The organism is Flavobacterium segetis (assembly GCF_900129575.1).
In the GTDB taxonomy this organism is placed as follows: Bacteria; Bacteroidota; Bacteroidia; order Flavobacteriales; family Flavobacteriaceae; genus Flavobacterium; species Flavobacterium segetis.
Genome location: NZ_FQWE01000002.1, coordinates 239,042 through 262,335 on the forward strand (window position 1 = coordinate 239,042; position 23,294 = coordinate 262,335).

Genomic DNA, 23,294 nt, shown 5'->3' on the forward strand with positions numbered 1-23,294 from the left:
TAGTTATGTTAGAAAATAAAAAAGGCTACTGATCAAAGTAGCCTTTTGAATGTTATTGCAACAATTAATTCAATGTAATTGTTTTTGCAGCACCGTCAATTTTAAGAACTCTCATTCCGGTTGGTCCAGTATATCTAAAATTGCTATCGCCATCATTAGCATTTACTAATTCAGGTGAAAAGGTATATCCAGCATTAGCATAAAATGGATAATTACGACTTGCATCCCAATTTCCATCGCTAGTGAAGTTATTCCCTAAGAAAATTCTAAAATCTTTACCGCCATTAAGCATTATTGATACTTGGTATACATTTGTTTTACCAACAACTAATGGAAATTCAGTTTCCGAGTCATTATTCCAAGACCATCCACCTGGCGTGGCATCTCCAACAAGCCATAGTGAGCTTGCAAGCGGCGTGCGGTAAGGTGTCACTTTGATAGTAAAAGAATTAGAAAATTGCGCTACACTACCAGTAGCTCCTACTGATGATTTAATACGGATGTCTACTAAGTTTTCTTGTTTTTCAACAAAACCACCATTTATTAAAGCTGCGTTTAATTCAGCAACAGTAATGCTTTTGAATCGGCTTGTAGTCGTCGTAACTGTTTGCGGAGCTGCAAATTTAGTTCCTGCTTTCGCAACTTCGATACTGTAATTTACCACCGTAGAACTTCCAGTGTATGCTGCATCATCCCATATCATGGTTGTAGCAACTTCTTTTTCTGTAGCTTTTGATAGCACAATATTAAAATCTCCTTTAGGAGTTAAGAGTACTGGCGCAGTCTCAGCGGTTACTGCCTCTCTATTTGTATCTTGAATGTCATCTGTACAAGAAAAAGCAACTATGCTTAAAAAAACAACTAATAATTTGTTAATATTTTTCATTTTTAAATTTATTTGATTGAACAATTTTTTTTAATATCCAGGATTTTGAGTTAAATTAGGGTTTGCTGAAATCGAAGCATTTGGAAGCGGAAAAACATTTAGAGTAGATCCAAAAGAAGTTCCATTAGCAATATTACCTTTCCAAGCCCAGTTGTAATTTCCTCCGCCATATTTATTAAAACGGATTAAATCCTGTCTTCTGTGACCTTCCCAATGCAATTCTCTTGCTCTTTCATCAATCATAAAATCAAGATTAACTTGAGATTGCGTCACATTTGCAACAGCGACACCATTATTAGCTCTTTGTCTCAATGCATTAATATAACCTAATGATTGCGTTGATGCAACAGTTGAAGTTCCCCCATTAGTAGCACCATCCTTTCTCATTTGCGCTTCAGCATACATTAAGTACACATCTGCTAAACGAAATAATGGGAAGTCAGTGTCGACAAATGTTGAATTTACACCAGCCACACCAGCAGCCGTTTTGTTAGAGAATTTACGTAAAATATATCCTTGAGTACCATTTGATAGCTCCGTAATATCAATAGGTCTTGCGCCAGCTAAATATGTTTTTCTAGCATCAGTATCAAATTGAGATCCATCAAACTTTTCAACGATTTGTTTTCTAAGTCTTAATGCTCCACCAAAACCTCCTACACCAAAATCTGATCCATTTGACTCCGTGGCTCCTACTTGACCATTGATGATAATTGTTGTTGCGCCGTAGTTTTGAGTTTTTACACCATCTGATTGTAGCGTAAAAATCAACTCAGAAGAAGTATTGTTATCTGCTTTGAAATTGTCTAAATAATTTGTTTTCAAAACATAACCTCCAGCGATCACTTCAGAACATTTTGCCATACATTCTGCATATTTAGGTGTGCCGATATATACTTGCGCATTTAAATACATTTTAGCTAATATCATTTGAGCCATTGCTTTGTCTAAACGTCCGTACTCATTAGTTCTTGCTGCTTTTAAATTAGGAATTACCTCTTTTAATTCCGTTTCAATAAAGGTAAACAATTGTTGTCTATCATATTGCGGTCCTCTAAAATTTAAAGGATCATTCTCTGTTATGAAAGGTGCTTTACCAAAAAGATCCATCATATTATAGTAAGCAAAAGCTCTTAACACTTTAACTTCATTTCTATAAAAAGTAATTTCAGTAGCGTCTGCACCAGTAATACCTCTTGAGGCTACTAATTCTGGTGTGGATTGTCTTAAAAAATCATTTGCAATAGCTACTTCAGCCATCGTTCTACTAAACATTCCTAATAAGATTGGATTGGATGATGACCAAGTATTTCTTTGTAATTCAGCTACACCTTCATCATTTTCATAAGTCCAAACTGCTTCGTCAGTGGTTAAAGTTTGTAAATACCACATACAACGACCAAATTGACTTGTACCCGCATCAATCCCTTGTAAGAAAGAAGAGCCTGCGTCACCAGTTCCTGTTAAACTAAGATTGCCGTAAACTCCGCCTAGTGCTTGCTTGTATCCTTGAGGAGTAGAAAACAATTCATTGGGTGTAAGTACTCGAGAATCCTCTGCGACTACATCAAGATCACTTGTACACGATTGAAAAACCGCAGTAGCAATAAGGATGTAAATAAAATTTATTTTTTTCATTTTCTTATTATTAAAATTTAACATTTACCCCACCTAAAATAGATCGTTGTCTAGGATATATGGTGTTATCAACCCCGTTATTTGCAATTTCTGGATCTAAACCAGAATAATCTGAAATCACAAATACATTTTGCATACCTGCAAATAATCGAAGTGATGCTTTACCTTCTAACCATTTTGGAAAAGTGTAACCTAATGTAATATTATCCATTCGCAAGAACGAAGCATTTTCAACAAACATATCTGACAATACAACATTAGATGTCGTGTTGAAGTTTGTTTCTAATACAGATGTTGGAATATTCCCCACTGTTCCTCCTGTTGTCAAAAAGTTATATTGTGCTCTACTTGCATTTACAGCATTCAATACACGATTACCTACACTTGCTCTTAAATTAAATGAAAAATCAAGATTCTTGTGATTTAAAGTAGAAGCTAATCCAAATGTTGCTTTAGGATCTGGATTTCTATACACATATTTATCACTTGCATTAATTACACGGTCATTATTTAAATCAGCATAACCATTCTCAATTGGTTTACCAGTTACGTCATACAATTGTTTGTACAAAAAGAAAGAATTTGGAGCAAAACCTACTTTGTGCACTTGACCTTGTGTTCCAGTTCCTGCTAAATTTTCACCAACTCTAATAAAATCTGAACTTAGCTCAGTTATTTTACGATCAAAAGCAGTTACATTAAAGTTTAGATTCCAATTTAAATTTTCAGTTCTTACAACATCTGTACTTATAGAAAACTCAATACCTTTTGTGGTGAAGCTCCCTATGTTTTGCCATGATCTGTTAGAGAAATTACTTCCATCTGCAGTAGCTACATCTGCTAATAAATCTTTCGAATCTTTATAAAATACGTCAACGCTACCCGTAACTCTATTTTCATATAATCCAAAATCTAAACCAGCATTGAATGTTGTTGTCTCTTCCCATTTAAGATCTGCGCTTTGTCTCGCAGAAACGGCAATAGGTAAAGCAACTGTTCCAAAAAAGTATTGAGAACTACCACTACCTAAATTATATTGTTGCAAGTAATCATTATTATTCCCTACGTCTTGCTGACCAGTAATACCGTAACCAACTCGTAATTTTAAATCAGAAACAGTTGTGTTGTTAGCCAACAAATCTTCTTTAATTTTCCACGCAAAAGATGCTGCTGGGAAATTTGCATATCGATTATCTTTATTAAATTTCGATGAACCATCTCTCCTTAGTGACATAGTCAAGATATACTTATCATTATAAGTTAAATTTGTTCTTCCAAAAAAACCAACATTTACTCTGTCAATATCAATATTAGTTTGCGGAAAACCTGTCTTACCTGTTGGTAAATTAGGATCATTTATATTTCCCGAAAGATAGTTATAAGAGTCCCATTTTTGATAAGAATAACCAGCAGTAGCATCAACATTCAACAAATTAAATGTTTTGTTATAAGCAAAATAGGCATCTAATAACTTGTTTTTTCTCATGCTTGTAGAAAATTCATTTGTACCATAAGGGATGTCATTGTTGCTTCCTGAGCTTGCTGCAAAAGCAGAAGCTCTTTTTGATCTTTCACCATCTGCCTGATCAAATCCCGCGTTTACAACTGCTCTTAATTCAGGGAAGAAATGAAATTTATAGTCTACCTCGAAATTCCCAAAGAAGCGATTATTTTTACCATTATCAAATGTCTGTAACAATTGGGCTACTGGATTTCTAGGCGTTTGTGGTGTTAATTTACTATTACCTTGATTATAGTATTCAAAGAAACCACCGTAAATGGATCCTGCTTGATATACCGGTTGCGTGGGATCAAATCTAATTGCGCTACCTTCTACTCCATCAGCGAATCTATTTTTCTCATTAGAATAGTTTGCATTTAATTTTATTTTTAAATGATCTTGTAAAAACGATGGATTCATTGCTAAACCAACTGTCGTTCTATTAAAAGCATTTGTCAATCTTAAACCTTCTTGATACGTATTCCCTACCGTCAATCGCGTAGGAATGGCATTTAATAAATTACCTCTAATAGAAATATTATTATCTATAAAATCTGTTTTTCTATAAATTTGTTTTTGCCAATCAGTATTTGCATTTCCTAATTTTGATACATCATTAGGTCTTTTATCAGCAATTAAAGTTCTAAAAGCAGCGGCATCAAATACATCGATAGTTTTAACAATCTCACCACTTCCATATTGAAAGTTATAATCAACAGCAAGTGATTTACCTCCTTTTTTTGTGGTTATGATGATGACACCGTTAGACGCTCGTGAACCATAAATAGCAGTTGCAGAAGCATCTTTTAAAACGGTAATAGACTCAATAACACTTGGGTTTAGCGAAGCTAAAAATGAGGTAGATCCTGTACCAACGCTGTTTTCAATAGGCAAACCGTCAATCACAATCAATGGATCGTTACTTGCAAATAAGGAAGATCCTCCACGAATTCTAATTTGTGAACCGGAACCTGGAGCACCACTCGTATTTACAGTTACACCCGCAATTCTACCATTCAATAGGTTTTCAGCAGTTACATTTGCACCTTTATTAAAATCTTTAGTAGTTATTACTGTCACTGCTCCAGTAGCATCTTTTTTCTTAACAGTACCGTAACCTACATTAATTACAACTTCTTTTAATTGATTTGCATCTTCTTCAAGAGATACATCAATTACTTTTTGCGATACATAGTCTACAACCGTATTAGTGTAACCAATAAAGGAAAAAACTATTTTATCCCCTTTTTTCAAATTTTCCAACTTATATCTTCCATCAAAGTCAGTAGAAACGCCATTAGCAGCCCCTTGAACATTTACATTTACTCCTGGAATAGGCTGTCCTGATATTTTATCTAAGACAGTTCCGTTTACAATATTCTGAGCTAGAACACTAAACGGGAGTAGCAGTACTAAAATTAACAACTTTTTGTAAATTGTTTTCATACTTTTTGTTTAATTTAATTTAATTTTTCTTGAGTTATCACGCTTAACTTTTACTTCGAAAGTTAAATCTATGTAAATTTTATGTCTTTCTACACGTCTTATTTTTAAGTATGTCACGAAAACGTAATAGTGTTGAAAACTTACTGAATTATTTACATTTTAGTCTGTTTTATTACCAATTCTGAAATTAATTTTTATCTTTATTACGAAATTAATTTTTACCCCATTCTATGATGAAAAGGAAAATTACACTTAAACAAATTGCAAAAGAATTAGACGTTTCTATTTCAACCGTTTCAAAATCACTAAGAAATAGTCCAGAAATAGGCGAGGAAACGAGATTGAAAGTGCAGGCTTTTGCCAAATTCTATAATTATAAACCAAACAATATTGCACTCAGTCTAAAAAACAGAAAAACTAAAGTTATAGGAATCATCATTCCTGAAATTGTACATCATTTTTTCTCTACTGTAATTAATGGAATTGAGCAAGTCGCTAATGAAAATGGTTATAGTGTAATCATTTGTCTGTCTGACGATTCTTTTGATAAAGAAGTACTTAATATGGAAATGCTGGCTAACGGAAGTATTGATGGTTTTATAATGTCACTTTCTAAAGAGACGCAGTTTAAAGGCGATTTTCATCATATCACTGAAGTTATAAATCAAGGAATGCCTGTAGTAATGTTTGATCGCGTTACAAATGAAATCCTGTGTGATAAGGTTATAATTGATGATAAAGCAGCTGCGTATGAAGCCGTACAAAGCTTAATAGATAAAGGACGAAAAAAAATCGCATTAGTTACCACGGTTGATTATGTAAGTGTAGGCAAACTGCGTACTGATGGTTATATCAAAGCACTACTTGATAATGACATCCCTTTTAATGAAAACTTAATTATAAAAATTGAAGATATTGATACGTGCGAAATTACAATTGGTAAATTATTAGAGGACAAAGCAATTGATGCCGTTTTTGCAGTAAATGAATTATTTGCTGTGACGATCATAAAAACAGCAAACAAAATTGGTTTGACTGTTCCAAAGGATTTAGCCGTGATTGCCTTTACAGACGGTATAATATCAAAATACTCAACTCCTACAATTACAACAGTAAGTCAAAACGGTATTAAAATGGGAAATAAAGCTGCGAAAATGCTCATTGAACGATTAGAAACAGCAGAAGAGGAAGGAAATGAAAATTATAAAACGGAAGTGATTGAAACCCACTTGATCGAAAGAGAATCAACTCATTAAATCAATTGTTTGACTGCTATTTTAACAAACTTAATGCTAAAAAATGATTTGATACAGATTTAAAAAGTCACAAAATTATCTTTTTTTTCCTATTTTATTTTCAACTACAACCTTGTAGTGAAAATAGTTGCCCGAAATATATTTCCGAAAATCATAATTCTGAAATATATTTTTATATTTACCCCTCAAAGCTTTGACTTTTACTTCGAAAATAAGGCAAGTTTTGATAAGCATAGCGCTTATCGTATTAATTTTAAATTACGATAATGGAAAAGCGTAGATTAAGTTTCTGGCAAATTTGGAACATGAGTTTCGGTTTCTTGGGAATACAGTTTGGTTTCGCCCTTCAAGGAGGGTTCATGTCCAGAATTTTTCAAACTCTTGGCGCAAATGTTGACGATATTCCTGGACTATGGATCGCTGCTCCATTAACTGGACTACTAGTCCAACCTATTGTTGGGTATCTATCTGATAACACTTGGAGTCCCCGGTATGGCAGAAGAAAACCCTTTTTCTTAATTGGTGCTATTTTAGCTTCTATCACTTTATTTTTCATGCCTCATTCTCCTGTTTTATGGGTTGCGGCAGGCTTATTATGGATTTTAGATTCTTCAATAAATATCAGCATGGAACCTTTTCGCGCTTTAGTTGCTGATAAACTTCCAGATTCACAACGATCTAATGGTTTTGTAATTCAAACGCTGATCATTGGTATTGGTACTTGGATTGCAAGCAACTTACCGTGGTTAGTTACTAAATTAGGCGTGAGCAATGAGGCAGCTGCCGGCGTCATTCCACAATCAGTGGTTGTTGCTTTTTCAATAGGTGCTTTTGTATTCTTAATTAGTATTTTATATACTATTTTTACAACAAAAGAAGATCCTCCTGCTGATATAGCGCAATTCAAATTAGAAAAAAAAGAATCTCGATTTATTCCTGATTTACTTCAAAGTTTAAAAGAAATGCCTGCAACGATGAAAAAGTTAGGACTGATTCAATTTTTCAGTTGGTTTGCTTTTTTTACAATGTGGAGTCTTTCTACACCCGCTTTGACAGAACATGTTTTCAAATCTCCAAAACCTACAAATCAAGAATATGCAAAGCTTGATAACCAAGGCGATGTTTTAAAAGACGATACTAATCAAGTAGTTTTTTTAAACAGTGAAAAAGCTTTGGAATACAAACAAAAAGACAAAGAGTTTAATGATGCCGCTGATTTAGTGGGATCAGCAACTGGAGTTTATGGCTTGTCCTCAATGGCATTTGCATTATTACTCACTTTTTACACTACAAAAAACAAAATAAACAGAAAATACATTCACATGGTTTCCTTGTTAATAGGCGGATTAGGATTTATTTATATGTTTTACGCAACACCATCAACATTAATGTACTCCTTTATAATGATTGGTTTTGCATGGGGAAGTATATTATCTATGCCTTATGCCATGCTTTCTAGCGCAGTAAATCCAAGAAAAATGGGAATGATGATGGGACTTTTTAATATGTTTATTGTAATTCCACAAATCATCGCTGCACTTGGAGGAATTAATTTCTTTTATAAACTCATTGGCGAAGCACACATTAACGCAATGCTTTTAGCTGGTATTTCATTGTTAATAGCAAGTTTATGTACTTTTCTAATTACTGATAAGCAAGCGATTTCAGGATAAAAATTTTCAAAATGACACAAAAAAAAGCATTCATATTCGATTTAGACGGGGTAATTGTTGATACCGCAAAATATCATTTTTTAGCATGGAAAAAAATTGCTACTGAACTTGGGATTGAATTTACTGAGGAACATAACGAACTTTTAAAAGGAGTAAGCCGGGTACGTTCTCTTGATATAATTTTAGAATTAGGTAATAAAAAAGTGTCTCAAGAGGATAAAAATAAATGGTTGACTCAAAAAAATGAAGACTATTTATCGCAACTTGTTGATATGGATGCAAGCGAAATTCTTCCGGGAGTTTTTAAAGTATTACAATTTCTTAAAGAAAAGAACCAACCCATAGCATTAGGGTCAGCAAGTAAAAATGCGAGACCTATCTTAGAGAAAACAGGAATTCTATCCTATTTTGATGCTGTTGTTGATGGAAATGATGTGACTAATGCCAAGCCAGATCCTGAGGTTTTCCTCATTGCCGCCGAATTGCTAAAAGTAAAGCCCGAAGATGCTATTGTTTTTGAAGATTCAGTTGCGGGGATTCAAGCTGCTAATATTGCTATGATGACCAGTATTGGTATTGGTAATGAAACTATTTTGCATGAAGCAAAATATGTATTCAGAGATTTCAATGCTATAAATCAATCTTTTTTAGAGGATTTGATCAAAAACTCTAACCCTAAATTGGGCAACTAATTATAGAAAATAAGTAACCTTATATAAGTTTTACAGTTTTGAATTGAATTTCTAACTTAAGATTTTAAACAGAAAAATAAATGAATCAAGATTATATAAAACCAGACAATTGGAGCATCATCGAAGAAGGATTTGATAGAGCACGTGTCAAATCATCTGAAAGTTTGTTCAGCATAGGTAATGGAGCCATGGGACAACGCGCTAATTTTGAAGAAAATTACAGCGGTGAAACCTTTCAAGGAAGTTATATTGCTGGAATTTATTATCCAGATAAAACTAAAGTTGGCTGGTGGAAAAATGGTTATCCAGAATATTTTGCAAAGGTGCTGAATGCGCCAAATTGGATAGGAATTGATATTGAAATCAATGGTGAGAAACTTGATTTGAATACATGTTTATTAATTACTAATTTTCGTAGGGAGTTAAACATGAAAGAAGGTTGGTACAGCCGCTCTTTCGAAGCGAAGTTGAAAAATGGAACAGAAATTTCAGTTTTTGTGAAACGTTTTCTTTCTTTGAATTTAGATGAAGTTGGAATTATCAATTACGAAATCACACCTTTAAATAAAGATTCTAAAATAGTTTATAAGCCTTATATTGATGCAGGAGTAACTAATGAAGACGCAAACTGGGAAGAAAAATTTTGGGAGCCAATTGATGTTAAAAAATCAGGAAGTGAAGCTTTTATAACTGCTCAAACTTTTAAAACGCATTTTAAAGTAACCACTTTTATGCACAATACCATTTTAAATAATGGTGAAAAAACAGCAATTTCTCCATCAAATATTGATGCTAAAAATGACAAAATCCAATTTAGTTATGATGTAATTGTGGCTCAAGGCCAAAAATCATCCATTCAAAAAATTGGTGGTTACACGGTTTCTCTTAACCATGAAAACACCCTTCTCGCTGCTGAAAAAGTGACACAAGCCGCTTTACTTTTAGGTTACGAAAAAATGCTTGCAGACCAAATTGATGCTTGGGCAAAAATTTGGGAAATGTCAGATATTACAATTGACGGTGATGTAAAAGCGCAACAAGGAATCCGTTTTAATATTTTTCAGTTAAACCAAACGTACTTAGGTAAAGATTCACGCCTAAATATTGGACCAAAAGGATTCACAGGTGAGAAATACGGAGGATCAACTTATTGGGATACCGAAGCGTATTGCATTCCCTTTTATATGGCTACTAAGGATCAAGAAGTGGCACGTAATTTACTTACTTATCGCTACAACCAACTAGACAAAGCGATAGAAAACGCAACAAAATTAGGTTTTTCTAATGGTGCTGCTTTATATCCAATGGTTACGATGAATGGCGAAGAATGCCATAACGAATGGGAAATTACTTTTGAAGAAATTCATAGAAATGGAGCAATTGCCTTTGCCATTTATAATTTTTATAGATATACCGGCGATTACAGTTACATTCCAGAAAAAGGACTCGAAGTTTTAATCGCTATTGCTCGTTTTTGGCATCAAAGAGCTAATTTCTCTACTAATTTAAATCAGTATGTAATTCTTGGAGTTACGGGACCAAATGAATATGAGAACAACGTAAATAATAATTTTTATACTAATTATATTGCAAAGTGGTGTTTAGAATATACTGCTGAACAAATCCAAAAAGTATCCTTAGAATATCCATTAGATCACAAGAGAATTACGGAAAAAGTAAAAATTACAAATACAGAGCTACAATCTTGGAAAAAAGTTTCAGACAATATGTACTTCCCGTTTTCAAAGGAACACAATGTGTATTTACAACAAGACGGCTTTTTAGACAAAGACTTAGTTCGCGTAGCTGACTTGGATAAAAGCCAACGACCAATTAATCAAAAATGGTCTTGGGACCGCATTTTACGCTCGCCGTATATAAAACAAGCGGATGTTTTACAATGTTTTTATTTCTTTGAAGATCATTTTTCTAACGAAGAGCTAAAAAATAATTTTGAGTTCTACGAATCTTTTACTGTTCATGAAAGTTCGCTTTCACCTTGTGTACATTCCATTCAAGCAGCATTATTGGACAAAATAGACATGGCCTATACTTTTTATCTTCGTACTTCCCGTTTAGACTTAGATGATTACAATAAAGAAGTTGAGGAAGGTTGTCATATTACATCGATGGCTGGAACCTGGATGAGTATAGTCGAAGGTTTTGGCGGCATGAGAATTAAAGACGATAAGCTGCATTTTTCTCCCAAAATCCCAAAACAATGGCAAGGTTACTCGTTTAAAATTAATTTCAGAAATCAAATTTTAAAGGTGGCAATCACACCACACAAAACAACATTCTCAATAAATGGAGATTCAACGCTGGCAATTATTGTAAATGGAAAAGAGGTTTTGGTTAAACCAGAACTTTTAGCAACAGTATCAGTTTCTTTAAATTAAAACAGTAAAAATGAATAAATATTCAATTGGAATCCTAGTACTTTTGTTAGCAAGTTGTAGCAGTTCCAAAAAAATGACAGATAGCAATCAAAACAATAGTAAAACCCCATTTGTTTGGGAAGCTGCCAATGTGTATTTCTTAATGACGGATCGTTTCAATAATGGCGATACATCAAATGATCTCAATTATAATCGAACGAAAAAAACAGGTAAACTTCGAGGTTTTGAAGGTGGTGACATTAAAGGGATTTCAAAGAAAATTGACGAAGGCTATTTTGATAAATTAGGAATTAATGCGATCTGGTTTACACCAATTGTGGAACAAATTCATGACGGTGTTGATGAAGGAACTGGTATGAGTCACGGTTACCATGGCTACTGGACTAGAGATTGGACGAATTTAGATCCTAATTTTGGAACGAAAGAGGACCTTGCGGCATTAGTTCAAAAAGCACATAACCATGGAATTCGCATCATACTTGATGCTGTAATCAATCACACTGGACCAGTCACCGCTAAAGATACAATTTGGCCAAACGACTGGGTTCGAACGGGACCTAATTGCGATTATAAAAATTTTAAAAATACTACCGCTTGCACGCTTGTGACCAACCTCCCTGATATAAAAACAGAGAGTAATGAAAATGTAGCTTTGCCTCCCTACCTTATCGAAAAATGGAAAAAAGAAGGGCGTTACGAACAAGAAATGAAAGAGTTGAATGCTTTCTTTTCCAGAACAGCTTATCCAAGAGCGCCAAAATACTATATTATTAAATGGCTGACAGATTACATTACTGATTATGGCATTGATGGATACAGAGGTGATACCGTGAAACATACTGAAGCTGATGTTTGGGCTGATTTTAAAACGCAATGTGAATATGCATTTGCTACTTGGAAAACAAAAAATCCAACTGAAATTCTAGACAACAATCCATTTTTTACGGTTGCTGAAGTTTATAATTATGGAGTTAGTGGCGGACAAGAATTTGATTTTGGGGATAAAAAAATCAATTATTTTAAGAATGGTTTTAATAGTATGATCAATTTTGAATTCAAGTACGATGCGCTAAAAGACTATGAATTTATATTCTCAAAATATTCCGACAAGTTAAATAAAGAATTTAAAGGCTACAGCGTTTTAAATTATTTGACGTCTCATGATGATGGAAGTCCATTTGATGCTAAAAGGATAAAAAACAAAGAAACTGCTACGAAATTGTTACTCTCACCAGGACAATCACAAGTATATTATGGTGATGAGAGTGCAAGATCATTGATAATTGAAGGAACAGAAGGCGATGCAACATTGCGCTCTTTTATGAATTGGGATGAAATTAAATCAAATTCTAACACTCAATCTTCGCTATTGCATTGGCAAAAATTAGGACAATTCAGAAAAAATCATCCAGCAGTTGGAGCAGGAATACACAAACAAATTTCAGTGCAACCGTATACTTTCTCCAGAACCTTTTCTAAAGACAATTATTCAGATGCTGTTGTGATAGGTTTGGATTTACCTCTCGGTAAAAAAGAAATCTCTATTGGAACCCTATTCAAAAATGGAACAACACTACATGATGCGTATTCAGGAAAAAAAGTTGTTGTTGAAAATGGTAAAATAAGTATCGATACAGAATTTGATATTGTATTATTGGAACTCTAAACTCAACCCATTATACGTACTACAGGACAAAAAAATAAACTTTTTATTTTAATAAAAACGAATTAATACTAACATAAAAATTAAACACCTCTAGAAATAAAGGTGTTTTTTTATTTTGATTTACGATCACATCATAAACCCCATTAAATTTTTTATTTTATTTACGAAATAGAACGTTTGTAAAAAAATCCGTCTAAATTTGACAATCAAAACTAAACCATGGACTTTTTAGAAAACTACGAACCCCTACTTAAAGCTTTTTGGTACATTGCGTTGCCAATAAGTTTATTTTTTGGATTGCAAACCATAATGACCTTTATAGGTTTGAGCGGTGGAGAAACCGATATGGATTCAGATGCTGGCGATGTCGAACTGCCTTTTGAAATTTTTACACTTCGAAATTTAATCAACTTTTTATTAGGTTTTAGTTGGACTGGGATTTCATTTTATAACACTATTCCAAGCAAAGCGACTTTAATTACTATTTCGGTTGCTGTTGGATTATCATTTGTTGGGCTATTTTTTCTAATGATAAAACAAGTCATGAAACTATCAGAAAACAATAGTTTCAAGATCGAAGATACACTTGATAAGACTGCAGAGGTTTATCTCACTATTCCAGAATCAAAATTGGGAAAAGGAAAAGTATTGATTAGTGTAAAAGGCACTTTTCATGAACTAGACGCAATGACACTTTCTAATGAAAAGATAGCTTCTAATAGTTCGGTAAAAGTAGTAGCTATCGAGAATAACCTATTAATTGTAGAAAAAAATTAAATTTACCTAAACTATGACTGAAATTATTATTATTGTTGTTGCCGTATTTGTTGTTTTTGTAACCTTCTTAACGCTTATTTCTCGTTATAAAAGATGTCCCTCAGATAAAATCCTAGTTATTTATGGCCGTACCGGTGGAACATCGGCAAAGTGTGTGCATGGTGGTGGTGCTTTTATTTGGCCAGTAGTTCAGGATTTTCAATATTTAGATTTAAAACCGCTTTCTATTGATGCTAATTTGACCAATGCCTTGTCCCGTCAAAACATTCGTGTTGATGTTCCTTGCCGCTTTACCATCGCTATTTCAACAGAAGCTGAAAGTATGAACACCGCAGCTGAACGTTTATTGGGCTTGCAACCAGAGCAAATTCAAGAATTAGCAAAAGATATTTTATTTGGACAACTGCGATTGGTCATTGCCACGATGACTATTGAAGAAATTAACTCTGACAGAGATAAATTTTTAGAGAATATTTCTAAAAATGTAGATTCTGAATTAAAAAAAATTGGTTTAAAATTAATAAACGTAAACGTTACAGATATTAAGGATGAATCAGGATACATTGAAGCATTAGGAAAAGAAGCCGCTGCAAAAGCAATCAATGAAGCAAAAATATCAGTTGCTGAACAGGAAAAAATTGGAGAAACTGGAAAAGCAATGGCTGACCGTGAGAAGGACGTTCAAATTGCGGAAACCCATAGAGATCGTGATGTAAAAATTGCGATTACAAATAAAGATCGAGAAGTTAGTATTGCTGCTGCGTTTAAAGATGAGAGTATTGGTAAAGCAGAAGCGCTAAGAGATACCCGAGTTAAAACTTCAGAAGCAAATGCTATTGCTATAAAAGGAGAAAACGAAGCTCGAATTGCCATTGCACAATCAGAAGCGACTAGAAGAGAACGTGAAGCTGAAGCATTAAGAACCGCACTAGCATCTGAAAAAGTGCAAAGTGCAAGAGCTTTAGAAGAGTCGTACGTTGCGGAACAAAAAGCCGAGGAAGCGCGTGCCGAAAGAGAGCGTTCTACACAAAATGCCAATATTGTTATCCCCGCTCAAATTGCCAAACAAAAAGCAATCATCGATGCGCAAGCGGAGGCTGAAAAAACGAGAGAATTAGCAAAAGGAGAAGCTGATGCAATTTTTGCAAAAATGGAAGCTGAAGCGAAAGGATTATATGAAATTTTGACAAAACAAGCTGCAGGATATCGTGAAGTGGTTAGTGCTGCAGGTGGAGATCCAACAAAAGCATTCCAATTATTATTGATTGAAAAATTACCAGAATTAGTTAAAACACAAGTTGAAGCAGTGAAAAATATCAAAATAGATAAAATCACAGTTTGGGACTCTGGAAATAACGGTGATAATGGCGCAGGTTCTACAGCAAACTTTGTTGCTGGAATGATGAAAACAGTTCCACCATTGAATGATTTATTCAATATGGCAGGTTTGAACTTACCAACTTATTTAAAAGGGGAAGATCTAAAGGAAAAAACAAACACTGTTACGGCTCCAACAACCGATATCACTTAAAACTTATAACTTCCTGACAGATTTTAAGATTTATTTTATTTTTATTCAAAGCACAAATCGTTTCTGTTTTGTGCTTTTTTATTTAATTACCTTTACAAAAAAATTAGCATGCTTAAAATTGGTCATCGGGGTGCAAAAGGATATGAAATTGAGAATACCGTAATTTCATTCCAAAAAGCATTAGACATGCATGTTGACGGAATTGAACTTGACGTACATCTAAGCGCTGATAATGAAATTATGGTTTTTCATGATGATACTTTAGATCGATTGACTAATGGTAAAGGTTTAATTAGCTCTCTTACATTGCTCGAGTTGAAAAGATTTTTGATTAATGCACAAGAAACGATTCCTACTTTACGAGAAATATTAAATTTAATAGACAAAAAGTGCTATGTAAATATCGAGCTAAAAAGTTATGAAGTCACTGATCCAGCGGTTACTTTGATAGAGGAATATGTTAAAAATAAGAATTGGAAATACGATGATTTTCTTGTTTCTAGTTTTGATTGGAATGCGTTGCAGCAAGTTCGTTTTTTAAATGATGAAATACACATTGGTGTATTAACAGAAAATAATTTAGATTTGGCACTGGCTTTCGCCAAATTTGTTCAAGCTAAATCCATCCATCCCCATTTTCTTCTTTTAACTAAAGAAAACACAGCGCAAATACAAGCTAAAGGATTACAAGTTTTCCCTTGGACCGTCAATGAAATAGAAGACATCGAAACGATAAAAAGCTATAACGTAAATGGAATCATAACTGATTTCCCAGATAGAATATGAATCAAACTTTTGATATAATAATAGTAGGTGGTGGCGCAGCGGGTTTTTTTACGGCAATAAATATTGTGGAGAAAAATCCAAAATTAAAAGTAGCTATTTTAGAACGCGGTGCCGATGTGCTTCAAAAAGTACGTATATCTGGAGGCGGGAGATGCAATGTAACTCACGCTTGTTTTGACCCTAAAGAATTAGTTAAGTTTTATCCCCGTGGCGAAAAAGAATTAAGAGGTCCATTTCATCAATTTTGCTCTGGCGATACCATCGAATGGTTTGAGAATCATGGCGTAGAACTTAAAATTGAATCTGACGGACGTATGTTTCCCGTTTCAAACTCCTCACAAACCATTATTGATTGTTTTCTAAAATCGACACAAAAACTCGGAATCGCAGTCCTTACCGGTCAAAGCGTACAATCAATTTTCAATATCGAAATTGCCGATGAAAAGTTTTGGAAAATCGAGACCCAAACAGAAAAATATCTTGCCGAAAAATTAATTTTAGCCACAGGAAGCAATCCTAAAATATGGGAAATGTTGCAATCTTTTGGTCACGCTGTAATCAGCCCAGTTCCTTCACTATTCACTTTCAACATAAAAGATTCGAGAATAAAGGAACTTCCCGGAGTTGCAGCTCAAGTAACTGTAAAAGTTAAAGATACCAAGCTCACATCAACAGGACCATTACTCATTACGCACTGGGGAATGAGCGGACCCGCAATTTTAAAACTCTCTGCTTGGGGCGCACGAATCCTGCATGACAAGAATTATCAATTTATCATTTTCGTGAATTGGCTTAATGACGCTGACAAAGAAGAGGTTGAGAAAAAACTTAGAAATTTAAAACAAGAACATGCTAAAAAAGCAGTTTCCAAGAAGTCTCCATTTGAATTAACCAACAGATTATGGGAAAGTTTAGTTCTTGCTTCAGGAATTGAAGCCGAAACAAAATGGGCCGATTTGTCGAGAACGCATTTACAAAATCTAGCCAATCAATTGACCAACGCTAGTTTTCAAGTCAATGGAAAGAGCACTTTTAAAGAAGAATTTGTAACAGCAGGCGGGATAGATTTAAAAGAGATCAACTTCAAAACCATGGAAAGTAAATTACATAAAAACCTATATTTTGCTGGAGAAATTGTTAATATCGATGCGATTACAGGTGGCTACAATTTCCAGAATGCGTGGACTAGCGGGTTTATTGTGGCAAACGGGATTTAACTATTAAAGATTCATAAAAAAGTTAGTGGGTAACTTATAATAAATAATAAAGTACTTATCCAAAAATTAAAAAAAGAACTTACAATTAATACTCAAACATACCGCCTTATCAGATTGAAAGTTTATGTAAATTTGTAAAAAACAGATTATGACAACGATAACATTAAAAATTAATGAAAACACGAGAAAGGGTAAAGCTTTTTTAGAGATGGCTCGTGTGTTTTCTGAAAATTCTAAAGAAATAGAACTTATTGAGACTGAAGAAAAAAGTCCTTATAACCCTGAATTTGTTGCCAAGATTAAAAAAGCTAGCACTGAAAAAGGTAAGTTAATGGTAAATGTCGAAAACTTATGGGAAAGTATAAAGTAATCATTAAACCAACTGCTGAAAAAGATTTATTAAAGCACAAAAAATCCGGCGAAATTTCTTCGATAAAAAAAATACTCAAAATCCTCAATTAGTTACAAGAACATCCACATTACGGTACTGGAAATCCAGAAGAATTGAAATATGAATTGACGGATTATTGGTCCAGAAGAATTAATAAAAAGGATAGATTAATTTATCAAATACAAGAGGATATTGTGACGGTTTTTGTGGTTTCTGCAATGGGGCATTATAAATAAAGTCAAAAAATAAAATCTTTAAAAAAAACATCTCAATTGATTTTCGTCCCAGACCTTAAACACCACTATTGCAATTTTGACAAAATCATTATTTTAAAATTAACGAGAATTTAAGTATTTATTAAATCTTTGTTTAGATAGTAACAATAAATTTACTTTCAAAAAAATTTACATGAAAGTAAAATTACCTTTTCTACTATTTTTTCTTGCATTTAATTTTTGTTTTTCTCAAACTGAAAAAGTAATTTTTGGAAAAGTAGTATCCTCTGGAATATCGCTGCAAAATGTGCATGTCATCAATAAAAATACAGAAAAAAGTTCCATCACAAATTACAACGGAGATTTTACAATAAATGCCAAAATTGGTGACAGTATAATTTTTTATAAAAAAGATTATTTTTTGCTAGGAATTCGTGTGACTGTGAACACTTTAAATAACAATGCCTTTTCTATTGCTTTGATAAAAAAAGCTGAAGAATTAGAAGAAGTAATAATCGCAAAAACTTCAAATATTAATTTGAAATTTGACACCAATTACGAAAATATTAAAAGAGACGAAATTACAGCTGATAGAGCTGAACGCAGACTAAAAAATCCAGGAGTAGCTGATCTTTCGATCGACAAAGGGTTAAATTTATTACGAATAGGGAAAACTTTATTTGGACTTTTAGCAAAAGAAAAAACAGCTGTAAAAACAACAGAAATCGATTTCAAAGAAAATGTTAAAAACTCTTGCGACGAAAAATTTTTTACTAAAACCTTAAAATTAAATTCTTTTGAAATCGATCTCTTTCTGCAATTTTGTGAGACCGATCCAAATGCAAATACAGTTGCGGTAAATGAAAATGTTTTAACATTAATGGATTTTCTAGTAAAAAAGAATGTTGAATTCAAGAAGCTATAAAAATCAATTAAAAATTGATTGCTCATTACGCAGCGACCAACTATCTATTCAACCACCAAATACTTCCATTCAAAACCGCAGCAAAACTCACCCACGCTATGTATGGAATAAACAAATAACCAGCAATTTTATTGATTTTAGAAAATTGAACATACGTTTCAAAAATCATCAACCATAAAACAATAATTTCTAAACCTGCTAACATTGGGTTGTGTAGTCCAAAAAATAAATACGACCACAAAGCATTAAGCGCCAGCTGTATTGCAAAGAATATCAATGCCTTTTTTACAAGTTCACGCTCTTCTTCTATTCGGTTCCAAACTAAACCTGCTGCAACACCAATCATAACATAAAGCGTACTCCAAACGGGTGCGAAAACCCAATTGGGCGGATTAAAACTGGGTTTGATCAAAGTAGGATACCAAGTTGTAATGGCAGCTCGTGTTACCATTCCTGAGAAATACCCAACAACAAGGCAGGTTACCACAACAGCTAATATTCTAGTGATTTTATTCATTTTATTATGATATATAATTGACAAATTTACTGAAAACTACTCAACATTTCGACCGTTCATAATAAAGGTTATTTAAAAACGCAAAACTCCATACATAAAATCATTATTTACGTTCAAATTTATTTTTTGTTTATCACATGAGAGGAAAAAATCTAATGTTATATATTAATGACCCTTTTATAAAATCTGCGAATCTGCGGTTAATAAAAAAAGTATCTTTGCACAAATTTTTAATTCATGATTTCAGTAAACGATTTTATTCCGTCTAAATATTCAAATTCTGTTGATCAAGGTATTTTTCAGTGGAGCGCACCCAGTAATATTGCGCTTGTAAAATATTGGGGGAAAAAAGAAAACCAAATCCCTGCGAATCCTTCAGTCAGCTTTACTTTGAATAATTGTAAAACGAATACCAAGTTGGCTTTCGCCAAAAAAGCTGATCGAAATTATTTCTCATTTGACTTGCTTTTTGAAGGTCAACCTAAAGAAGATTTCAAACCTAAAATCCAGAAATTTTTTGAACGAGTAGAAATATACTTGCCTTTTTTAAAAGAGTACCACTTTACAATTGACACTGAAAACACGTTTCCTCACAGTTCAGGAATTGCCTCTTCGGCATCAGGAATGGCGGCTCTTGCCATGAATTTAATGAGTTTAGAAAAAGCATTAAATCCATTGATGACCGATGATTATTTTTACCAAAAAGCCTCTTTATTAGCCCGTTTGGGCTCTGGAAGCGCGTGCAGAAGCATTAAAGGACAAGTCGTAGTGTGGGGTACTCATCAAAATATTACTGGAAGCTCAAATTTATTTGGAGTTGAATTTCCAAATACTATCCATGAGAATTTCACTGATTATCAAGATACCATTTTGCTCGTTGATAAAGGTGAAAAACAAGTTTCTAGCACTGTAGGCCATGAACTTATGCACGATCATCCTTTTGCCGAAAGGCGATTTGCACAAGCACATGAAAACTTAGACAAACTAATTACCATTTTTAAAACTGGAGATTTGGAAGAATTTATTAAAGTTGTTGAAAGCGAAGCCTTGACTTTGCACGCAATGATGATGACTTCCATGCCTTACTTTATATTGATGAAACCAAATACTTTAGAAATTATTAATGCGATTTGGAAATTTAGAAAAGCGACAAAAATACCTGTTTGTTTTACATTAGATGCTGGTGCAAATGTGCATGTTTTGTATCCAAATAAGGATAAAGAGAAAGTATTACAATTTATTCAGAACGAATTAGTTGGCTATTGCCAAAATGGTCAGTATCTTTGCGACCAAATTGGGAATGGTGCTGCATTGATTTAATTTTTTTTAGTTATCTTTAGTTTTTTAAAGAACTGAAATCATGGATATTCAATCAGATAAGTTGGAATTGATAAAATTATTAATAGAAACTGAAGATCAATCTTTAATAAATGCTGTAAAAAGTATTTTTAGTTCACAGAAAAAAGAAGTTTGGACGCAATTATCTGCCGAAGAACAAGAAAAAATTGAAATTAGAATTCACGAAGCAAATCGTGGTGATTCAGTAGAATTATAAAAATAATACACTTGCCAACCCCAATTGATCATTCAAAATATTATATGAAAGGACCCTTATTTTACTCAAAAATATTACTCTTTGGAGAATACGGAATTATTCGTGACTCTAAAGGGCTTTCAATTCCTTATAATTTTTATAACGGTGCTTTAAAAAGAGATGAAAATCCTTCAGAAGAAGCGATTAAATCTAATGGTCATTTGAAACGATTTGTAACTTATTTAGAAACGTTACAAAACGAGCAACCAGAATTAGTTACTTTTGATTTAGCACTATTAAAAGAGGATGTAGAAACAGGAATGTATTTTGATTCTAGTATTCCTCAGGGATATGGTGTAGGAAGTAGTGGCGCACTTGTCGCTGCTATTTATGATAAATATGCACACAATAAAATAACAGTTTTAGAAAATCTTACACGTGAAAAATTATTGCAACTAAAAACGATATTTTCACAAATGGAAAGTTTTTTCCATGGGAAAAGTTCAGGTTTAGATCCTTTAAATAGTTATTTGAGTATTCCAATCTTAATTAATTCTAAAGATAATATTGAAGCAACGGGTATTCCAACACAAAGTTTTGACGGAAAAGGCGCAGTTTTTTTACTAGATTCGGGAATTGTGGGCGAGACTGCACCAATGGTTAGTATATTTATGGAAAACTTGAAAGACAAAGGTTTCCGTGCTATGTTGAAAAACCAATTTGTAAAATACACTGATGCCTGCGTTGAAAACTTCCTTGGTGGTGATATGAAGTCATTGTTTATGAACACCAAGAAACTATCAAAAGTAGTTTTAAATAATTTTAAACCTATGATTCCAGAGCAATTTCACGGAATTTGGCAACAAGGAATAGACAGTAACGATTATTACTTAAAATTATGTGGATCTGGTGGTGGTGGATACATCCTTGGTTTTACTGAAGATCTAGAGAAAGCAAAAGCATCCCTATCTGATTATAAGCTAGAGGTAGTCTACAAGTTTTAAAAAAAATCTATTTCCTTATTAGGTAAGAATTTTAATTTAAAAATCACTTTGTGACTGAGTGCCTTTGTAGCTAACAATATTCGAAATGAACAGAAAGCAGAAACTTCTCTTAATGAAAATTGCAAGTTTGTTCTCAGTAGTTAGAGGCTACAACATTCCTATTATTATTCTAGCGCTCTATTTATCTTCTATATTTATCTTGGCACCAGAAAAGAGAGCACTTGAGGTTTTATTGGATTTTAATTTATTTATTATAGTATTTGCTTCTTCCTTAACGATTGCGTCTGGTTATATCATTAATAATTTTTATGATTCTCAAAAAGATTTAATTAATCGCCCGCAAAAGTCAATGCTAGACCGCTTAGTTAGTCAAAAAACTAAATTAAATGTCTATTTCACTCTAAATTTTATCGTTTCACTTATGGCACTTTTTGTGTCATGGCGGGTTTTTATATTCTTTTCCGCTTATATATTTTTCATTTGGTTTTACTCACACAAAATTAAAAAGTATCCTGTAATAGGAAATTTAACTGCAGCAGTGCTTGCAGTTCTTCCATTTTTTGCAGTATTATTATATTTTTACACTCGAATTCCATTTGAGGATATTGATAATTATAAAACACAACTAGCCGTAATATTTGCTCATGCCGCTTTTCTTTTTTTATTGTTACTAGTGCGCGAAATGATTAAAGATTTGGAAAACCTAACGGGTGATTTAGTTAACGACTACAATACCATCCCTATCGTTTATGGAGAAATCGTTTCCAAACAAATTATAACTATATTGACAATTTTGACGGTCTTTCCCGTTTACGTTTTAATCGAAATTTCTGATGTGGGATTAATGAATATCTACTTTTATTCCTGTCTGATAATCTTAATTTTCTTTTTGCTTTATTTGTGGAAATCCACTAGTAAAAAACAATTTTTATTATTGCACAACGTTTTAAAATTTTTAATTGTTTCTGGAGTTTTTTGTATTGTATTAATCAATCCCGCTGTTTTGTGGCACGGAAAAAGAATGTTGTTGATGATTTAACAAGCTTTAAAAAATGGTAATATGAACCTAATATTTCTTTGTTATAGCACTTTACTCCTAGCCCCGATTGCAGCGGCATCCTTTTATAAAGCTCCCAGCCATAAATAGGCTGCGAGCTTTATAAAAGATACAGTGGAAAGCGGGAAAATGCTCTAAATGAAGAAACATCATATATTAATATACTTATCCTTTAGACAGTTA

General features: G+C 33.2%; 19 protein-coding genes and 1 pseudogene. 16 read left to right on the forward strand and 4 right to left on the reverse strand.

Going from position 1 to position 23,294, the window contains the following annotated elements; translation table 11 throughout:
* Nucleotides 1-64: 64 nt before the first annotated feature.
* From BUA99_RS03315 to BUA99_RS03325, 3 genes are read right to left on the reverse strand one after another with little or no spacing between them, the layout of a single operon-like run.
* Nucleotides 65-886 carry a SusE domain-containing protein gene (locus BUA99_RS03315; protein ID WP_072988247.1) on the reverse strand — a complete coding sequence of 274 codons (822 nt, stop codon included), beginning with the start codon at nucleotides 884-886 and terminating at the stop codon, nucleotides 65-67.
* A 30-nt stretch (nucleotides 887-916) separates the two neighbouring features.
* Nucleotides 917-2,524, reverse strand: a complete 1,608-nt coding sequence (locus tag BUA99_RS03320; RefSeq protein ID WP_072988722.1) for a RagB/SusD family nutrient uptake outer membrane protein — start codon at nucleotides 2,522-2,524, stop codon at nucleotides 917-919.
* Between the two features lie 10 nt (nucleotides 2,525-2,534).
* Nucleotides 2,535-5,471, reverse strand: a complete 2,937-nt coding sequence (locus BUA99_RS03325) for a SusC/RagA family TonB-linked outer membrane protein (RefSeq protein WP_072988250.1) — start codon at nucleotides 5,469-5,471, stop codon at nucleotides 2,535-2,537.
* A 233-nt stretch (nucleotides 5,472-5,704) separates the two neighbouring features.
* Between BUA99_RS03325 and BUA99_RS03330 the strand changes: the two genes are divergently transcribed.
* From BUA99_RS03330 to BUA99_RS03385, 12 genes and pseudogenes are all read left to right on the forward strand, one after another.
* On the forward strand, nucleotides 5,705-6,727 hold the full coding sequence (locus BUA99_RS03330; protein WP_072988725.1) for a LacI family DNA-binding transcriptional regulator: 1,023 nt from the start codon (nucleotides 5,705-5,707) through the stop codon (nucleotides 6,725-6,727).
* 266 nt (nucleotides 6,728-6,993) lie between these two features.
* The gene (locus BUA99_RS03335) at nucleotides 6,994-8,400 is read left to right on the forward strand and encodes an MFS transporter (protein WP_072988253.1); all 1,407 of its coding nucleotides are present in this window, start codon (nucleotides 6,994-6,996) and stop codon (nucleotides 8,398-8,400) included.
* An 11-nt stretch (nucleotides 8,401-8,411) separates the two neighbouring features.
* Nucleotides 8,412-9,092: a beta-phosphoglucomutase gene (pgmB, locus tag BUA99_RS03340; RefSeq protein ID WP_072988256.1), complete on the forward strand. Its 681-nt coding sequence runs from the start codon at nucleotides 8,412-8,414 to the stop codon at nucleotides 9,090-9,092.
* An 80-nt stretch (nucleotides 9,093-9,172) separates the two neighbouring features.
* The gene (locus BUA99_RS03345; RefSeq protein WP_072988259.1) at nucleotides 9,173-11,491 is read left to right on the forward strand and encodes a glycoside hydrolase family 65 protein; all 2,319 of its coding nucleotides are present in this window, start codon (nucleotides 9,173-9,175) and stop codon (nucleotides 11,489-11,491) included.
* Between the two features lie 10 nt (nucleotides 11,492-11,501).
* On the forward strand, nucleotides 11,502-13,157 hold the full coding sequence (locus BUA99_RS03350; RefSeq protein ID WP_072988260.1) for an alpha-amylase family glycosyl hydrolase: 1,656 nt from the start codon (nucleotides 11,502-11,504) through the stop codon (nucleotides 13,155-13,157).
* A gap of 219 nt (nucleotides 13,158-13,376) precedes the next feature.
* Nucleotides 13,377-13,934 carry an NfeD family protein gene (locus BUA99_RS03355; RefSeq protein WP_072988263.1) on the forward strand — a complete coding sequence of 186 codons (558 nt, stop codon included), beginning with the start codon at nucleotides 13,377-13,379 and terminating at the stop codon, nucleotides 13,932-13,934.
* 13 nt (nucleotides 13,935-13,947) lie between these two features.
* Nucleotides 13,948-15,465, forward strand: a complete 1,518-nt coding sequence (locus tag BUA99_RS03360) for a flotillin family protein (protein ID WP_072988264.1) — start codon at nucleotides 13,948-13,950, stop codon at nucleotides 15,463-15,465.
* A 108-nt stretch (nucleotides 15,466-15,573) separates the two neighbouring features.
* Nucleotides 15,574-16,251 (forward strand): glycerophosphodiester phosphodiesterase, encoded by a 678-nt coding sequence (locus BUA99_RS03365; protein WP_072988267.1) that lies wholly within the window; start codon nucleotides 15,574-15,576, stop codon nucleotides 16,249-16,251.
* A complete protein-coding gene (locus BUA99_RS03370) occupies nucleotides 16,248-17,468 on the forward strand; it encodes a BaiN/RdsA family NAD(P)/FAD-dependent oxidoreductase (protein WP_072988269.1) in 1,221 nt (406 codons plus the stop codon). The genes BUA99_RS03365 and BUA99_RS03370 overlap by 4 nt, the downstream gene beginning before the upstream one ends.
* A gap of 148 nt (nucleotides 17,469-17,616) precedes the next feature.
* Nucleotides 17,617-17,838: a DUF2683 family protein gene (locus tag BUA99_RS03375; protein ID WP_072988272.1), complete on the forward strand. Its 222-nt coding sequence runs from the start codon at nucleotides 17,617-17,619 to the stop codon at nucleotides 17,836-17,838.
* Between the two features lie 107 nt (nucleotides 17,839-17,945).
* Nucleotides 17,946-18,095 (forward strand): annotated as a pseudogene (locus tag BUA99_RS15320) (type II toxin-antitoxin system YoeB family toxin); the annotation flags it as partial.
* 172 nt (nucleotides 18,096-18,267) lie between these two features.
* Nucleotides 18,268-18,999 (forward strand): hypothetical protein, encoded by a 732-nt coding sequence (locus tag BUA99_RS03385; protein ID WP_072988275.1) that lies wholly within the window; start codon nucleotides 18,268-18,270, stop codon nucleotides 18,997-18,999.
* A gap of 40 nt (nucleotides 19,000-19,039) precedes the next feature.
* On the opposite strand, the gene BUA99_RS03390 is transcribed toward BUA99_RS03385, so the two are convergent.
* The gene (locus BUA99_RS03390) at nucleotides 19,040-19,516 is read right to left on the reverse strand and encodes a TspO/MBR family protein (RefSeq protein WP_072988277.1); all 477 of its coding nucleotides are present in this window, start codon (nucleotides 19,514-19,516) and stop codon (nucleotides 19,040-19,042) included.
* A gap of 237 nt (nucleotides 19,517-19,753) precedes the next feature.
* Here BUA99_RS03390 and mvaD point away from each other — a divergent pair, with 237 nt between their 5' ends.
* The 4 genes from mvaD to BUA99_RS03410 all read left to right on the forward strand — a co-directional run bounded on the left by mvaD (nucleotide 19,754) and on the right by BUA99_RS03410 (nucleotide 23,093).
* Nucleotides 19,754-20,836 carry a diphosphomevalonate decarboxylase gene (gene mvaD, locus BUA99_RS03395; RefSeq protein WP_072988279.1) on the forward strand — a complete coding sequence of 361 codons (1,083 nt, stop codon included), beginning with the start codon at nucleotides 19,754-19,756 and terminating at the stop codon, nucleotides 20,834-20,836.
* Between the two features lie 40 nt (nucleotides 20,837-20,876).
* Nucleotides 20,877-21,071, forward strand: a complete 195-nt coding sequence (locus BUA99_RS03400) for a hypothetical protein (RefSeq protein ID WP_072988282.1) — start codon at nucleotides 20,877-20,879, stop codon at nucleotides 21,069-21,071.
* A gap of 44 nt (nucleotides 21,072-21,115) precedes the next feature.
* Nucleotides 21,116-22,054, forward strand: coding sequence for a mevalonate kinase family protein (locus BUA99_RS03405; protein WP_072988285.1), 939 nt, complete (start codon nucleotides 21,116-21,118; stop codon nucleotides 22,052-22,054).
* Between the two features lie 85 nt (nucleotides 22,055-22,139).
* On the forward strand, nucleotides 22,140-23,093 hold the full coding sequence (locus BUA99_RS03410) for a geranylgeranylglycerol-phosphate geranylgeranyltransferase (RefSeq protein WP_072988287.1): 954 nt from the start codon (nucleotides 22,140-22,142) through the stop codon (nucleotides 23,091-23,093).
* Nucleotides 23,094-23,294 lie beyond the last annotated feature (201 nt).

Excerpts from the sequence above, each read along its gene's own strand:
- BUA99_RS03315 (WP_072988247.1), bottom strand. The coding sequence starts at position 886 with ATGAAAAATATTAACAAATTATTAGTTGTTTTTTTAAGCATAGTTGCT.
- BUA99_RS03320 (WP_072988722.1), bottom strand. The coding sequence starts at position 2,524 with ATGAAAAAAATAAATTTTATTTACATCCTTATTGCTACTGCGGTTTTT.
- BUA99_RS03325 (WP_072988250.1), bottom strand. The coding sequence starts at position 5,471 with ATGAAAACAATTTACAAAAAGTTGTTAATTTTAGTACTGCTACTCCCG.
- BUA99_RS03330 (WP_072988725.1), top strand. The coding sequence starts at position 5,705 with ATGAAAAGGAAAATTACACTTAAACAAATTGCAAAAGAATTAGACGTT.
- BUA99_RS03335 (WP_072988253.1), top strand. The coding sequence starts at position 6,994 with ATGGAAAAGCGTAGATTAAGTTTCTGGCAAATTTGGAACATGAGTTTC.
- pgmB (WP_072988256.1), top strand. The coding sequence starts at position 8,412 with ATGACACAAAAAAAAGCATTCATATTCGATTTAGACGGGGTAATTGTT.
- BUA99_RS03345 (WP_072988259.1), top strand. The coding sequence starts at position 9,173 with ATGAATCAAGATTATATAAAACCAGACAATTGGAGCATCATCGAAGAA.
- BUA99_RS03350 (WP_072988260.1), top strand. The coding sequence starts at position 11,502 with ATGAATAAATATTCAATTGGAATCCTAGTACTTTTGTTAGCAAGTTGT.
- BUA99_RS03355 (WP_072988263.1), top strand. The coding sequence starts at position 13,377 with ATGGACTTTTTAGAAAACTACGAACCCCTACTTAAAGCTTTTTGGTAC.
- BUA99_RS03360 (WP_072988264.1), top strand. The coding sequence starts at position 13,948 with ATGACTGAAATTATTATTATTGTTGTTGCCGTATTTGTTGTTTTTGTA.
- BUA99_RS03365 (WP_072988267.1), top strand. The coding sequence starts at position 15,574 with ATGCTTAAAATTGGTCATCGGGGTGCAAAAGGATATGAAATTGAGAAT.
- BUA99_RS03370 (WP_072988269.1), top strand. The coding sequence starts at position 16,248 with ATGAATCAAACTTTTGATATAATAATAGTAGGTGGTGGCGCAGCGGGT.
- BUA99_RS03375 (WP_072988272.1), top strand. The coding sequence starts at position 17,617 with ATGACAACGATAACATTAAAAATTAATGAAAACACGAGAAAGGGTAAA.
- BUA99_RS03385 (WP_072988275.1), top strand. The coding sequence starts at position 18,268 with ATGAAAGTAAAATTACCTTTTCTACTATTTTTTCTTGCATTTAATTTT.
- BUA99_RS03390 (WP_072988277.1), bottom strand. The coding sequence starts at position 19,516 with ATGAATAAAATCACTAGAATATTAGCTGTTGTGGTAACCTGCCTTGTT.
- mvaD (WP_072988279.1), top strand. The coding sequence starts at position 19,754 with ATGATTTCAGTAAACGATTTTATTCCGTCTAAATATTCAAATTCTGTT.
- BUA99_RS03400 (WP_072988282.1), top strand. The coding sequence starts at position 20,877 with ATGGATATTCAATCAGATAAGTTGGAATTGATAAAATTATTAATAGAA.
- BUA99_RS03405 (WP_072988285.1), top strand. The coding sequence starts at position 21,116 with ATGAAAGGACCCTTATTTTACTCAAAAATATTACTCTTTGGAGAATAC.
- BUA99_RS03410 (WP_072988287.1), top strand. The coding sequence starts at position 22,140 with ATGAACAGAAAGCAGAAACTTCTCTTAATGAAAATTGCAAGTTTGTTC.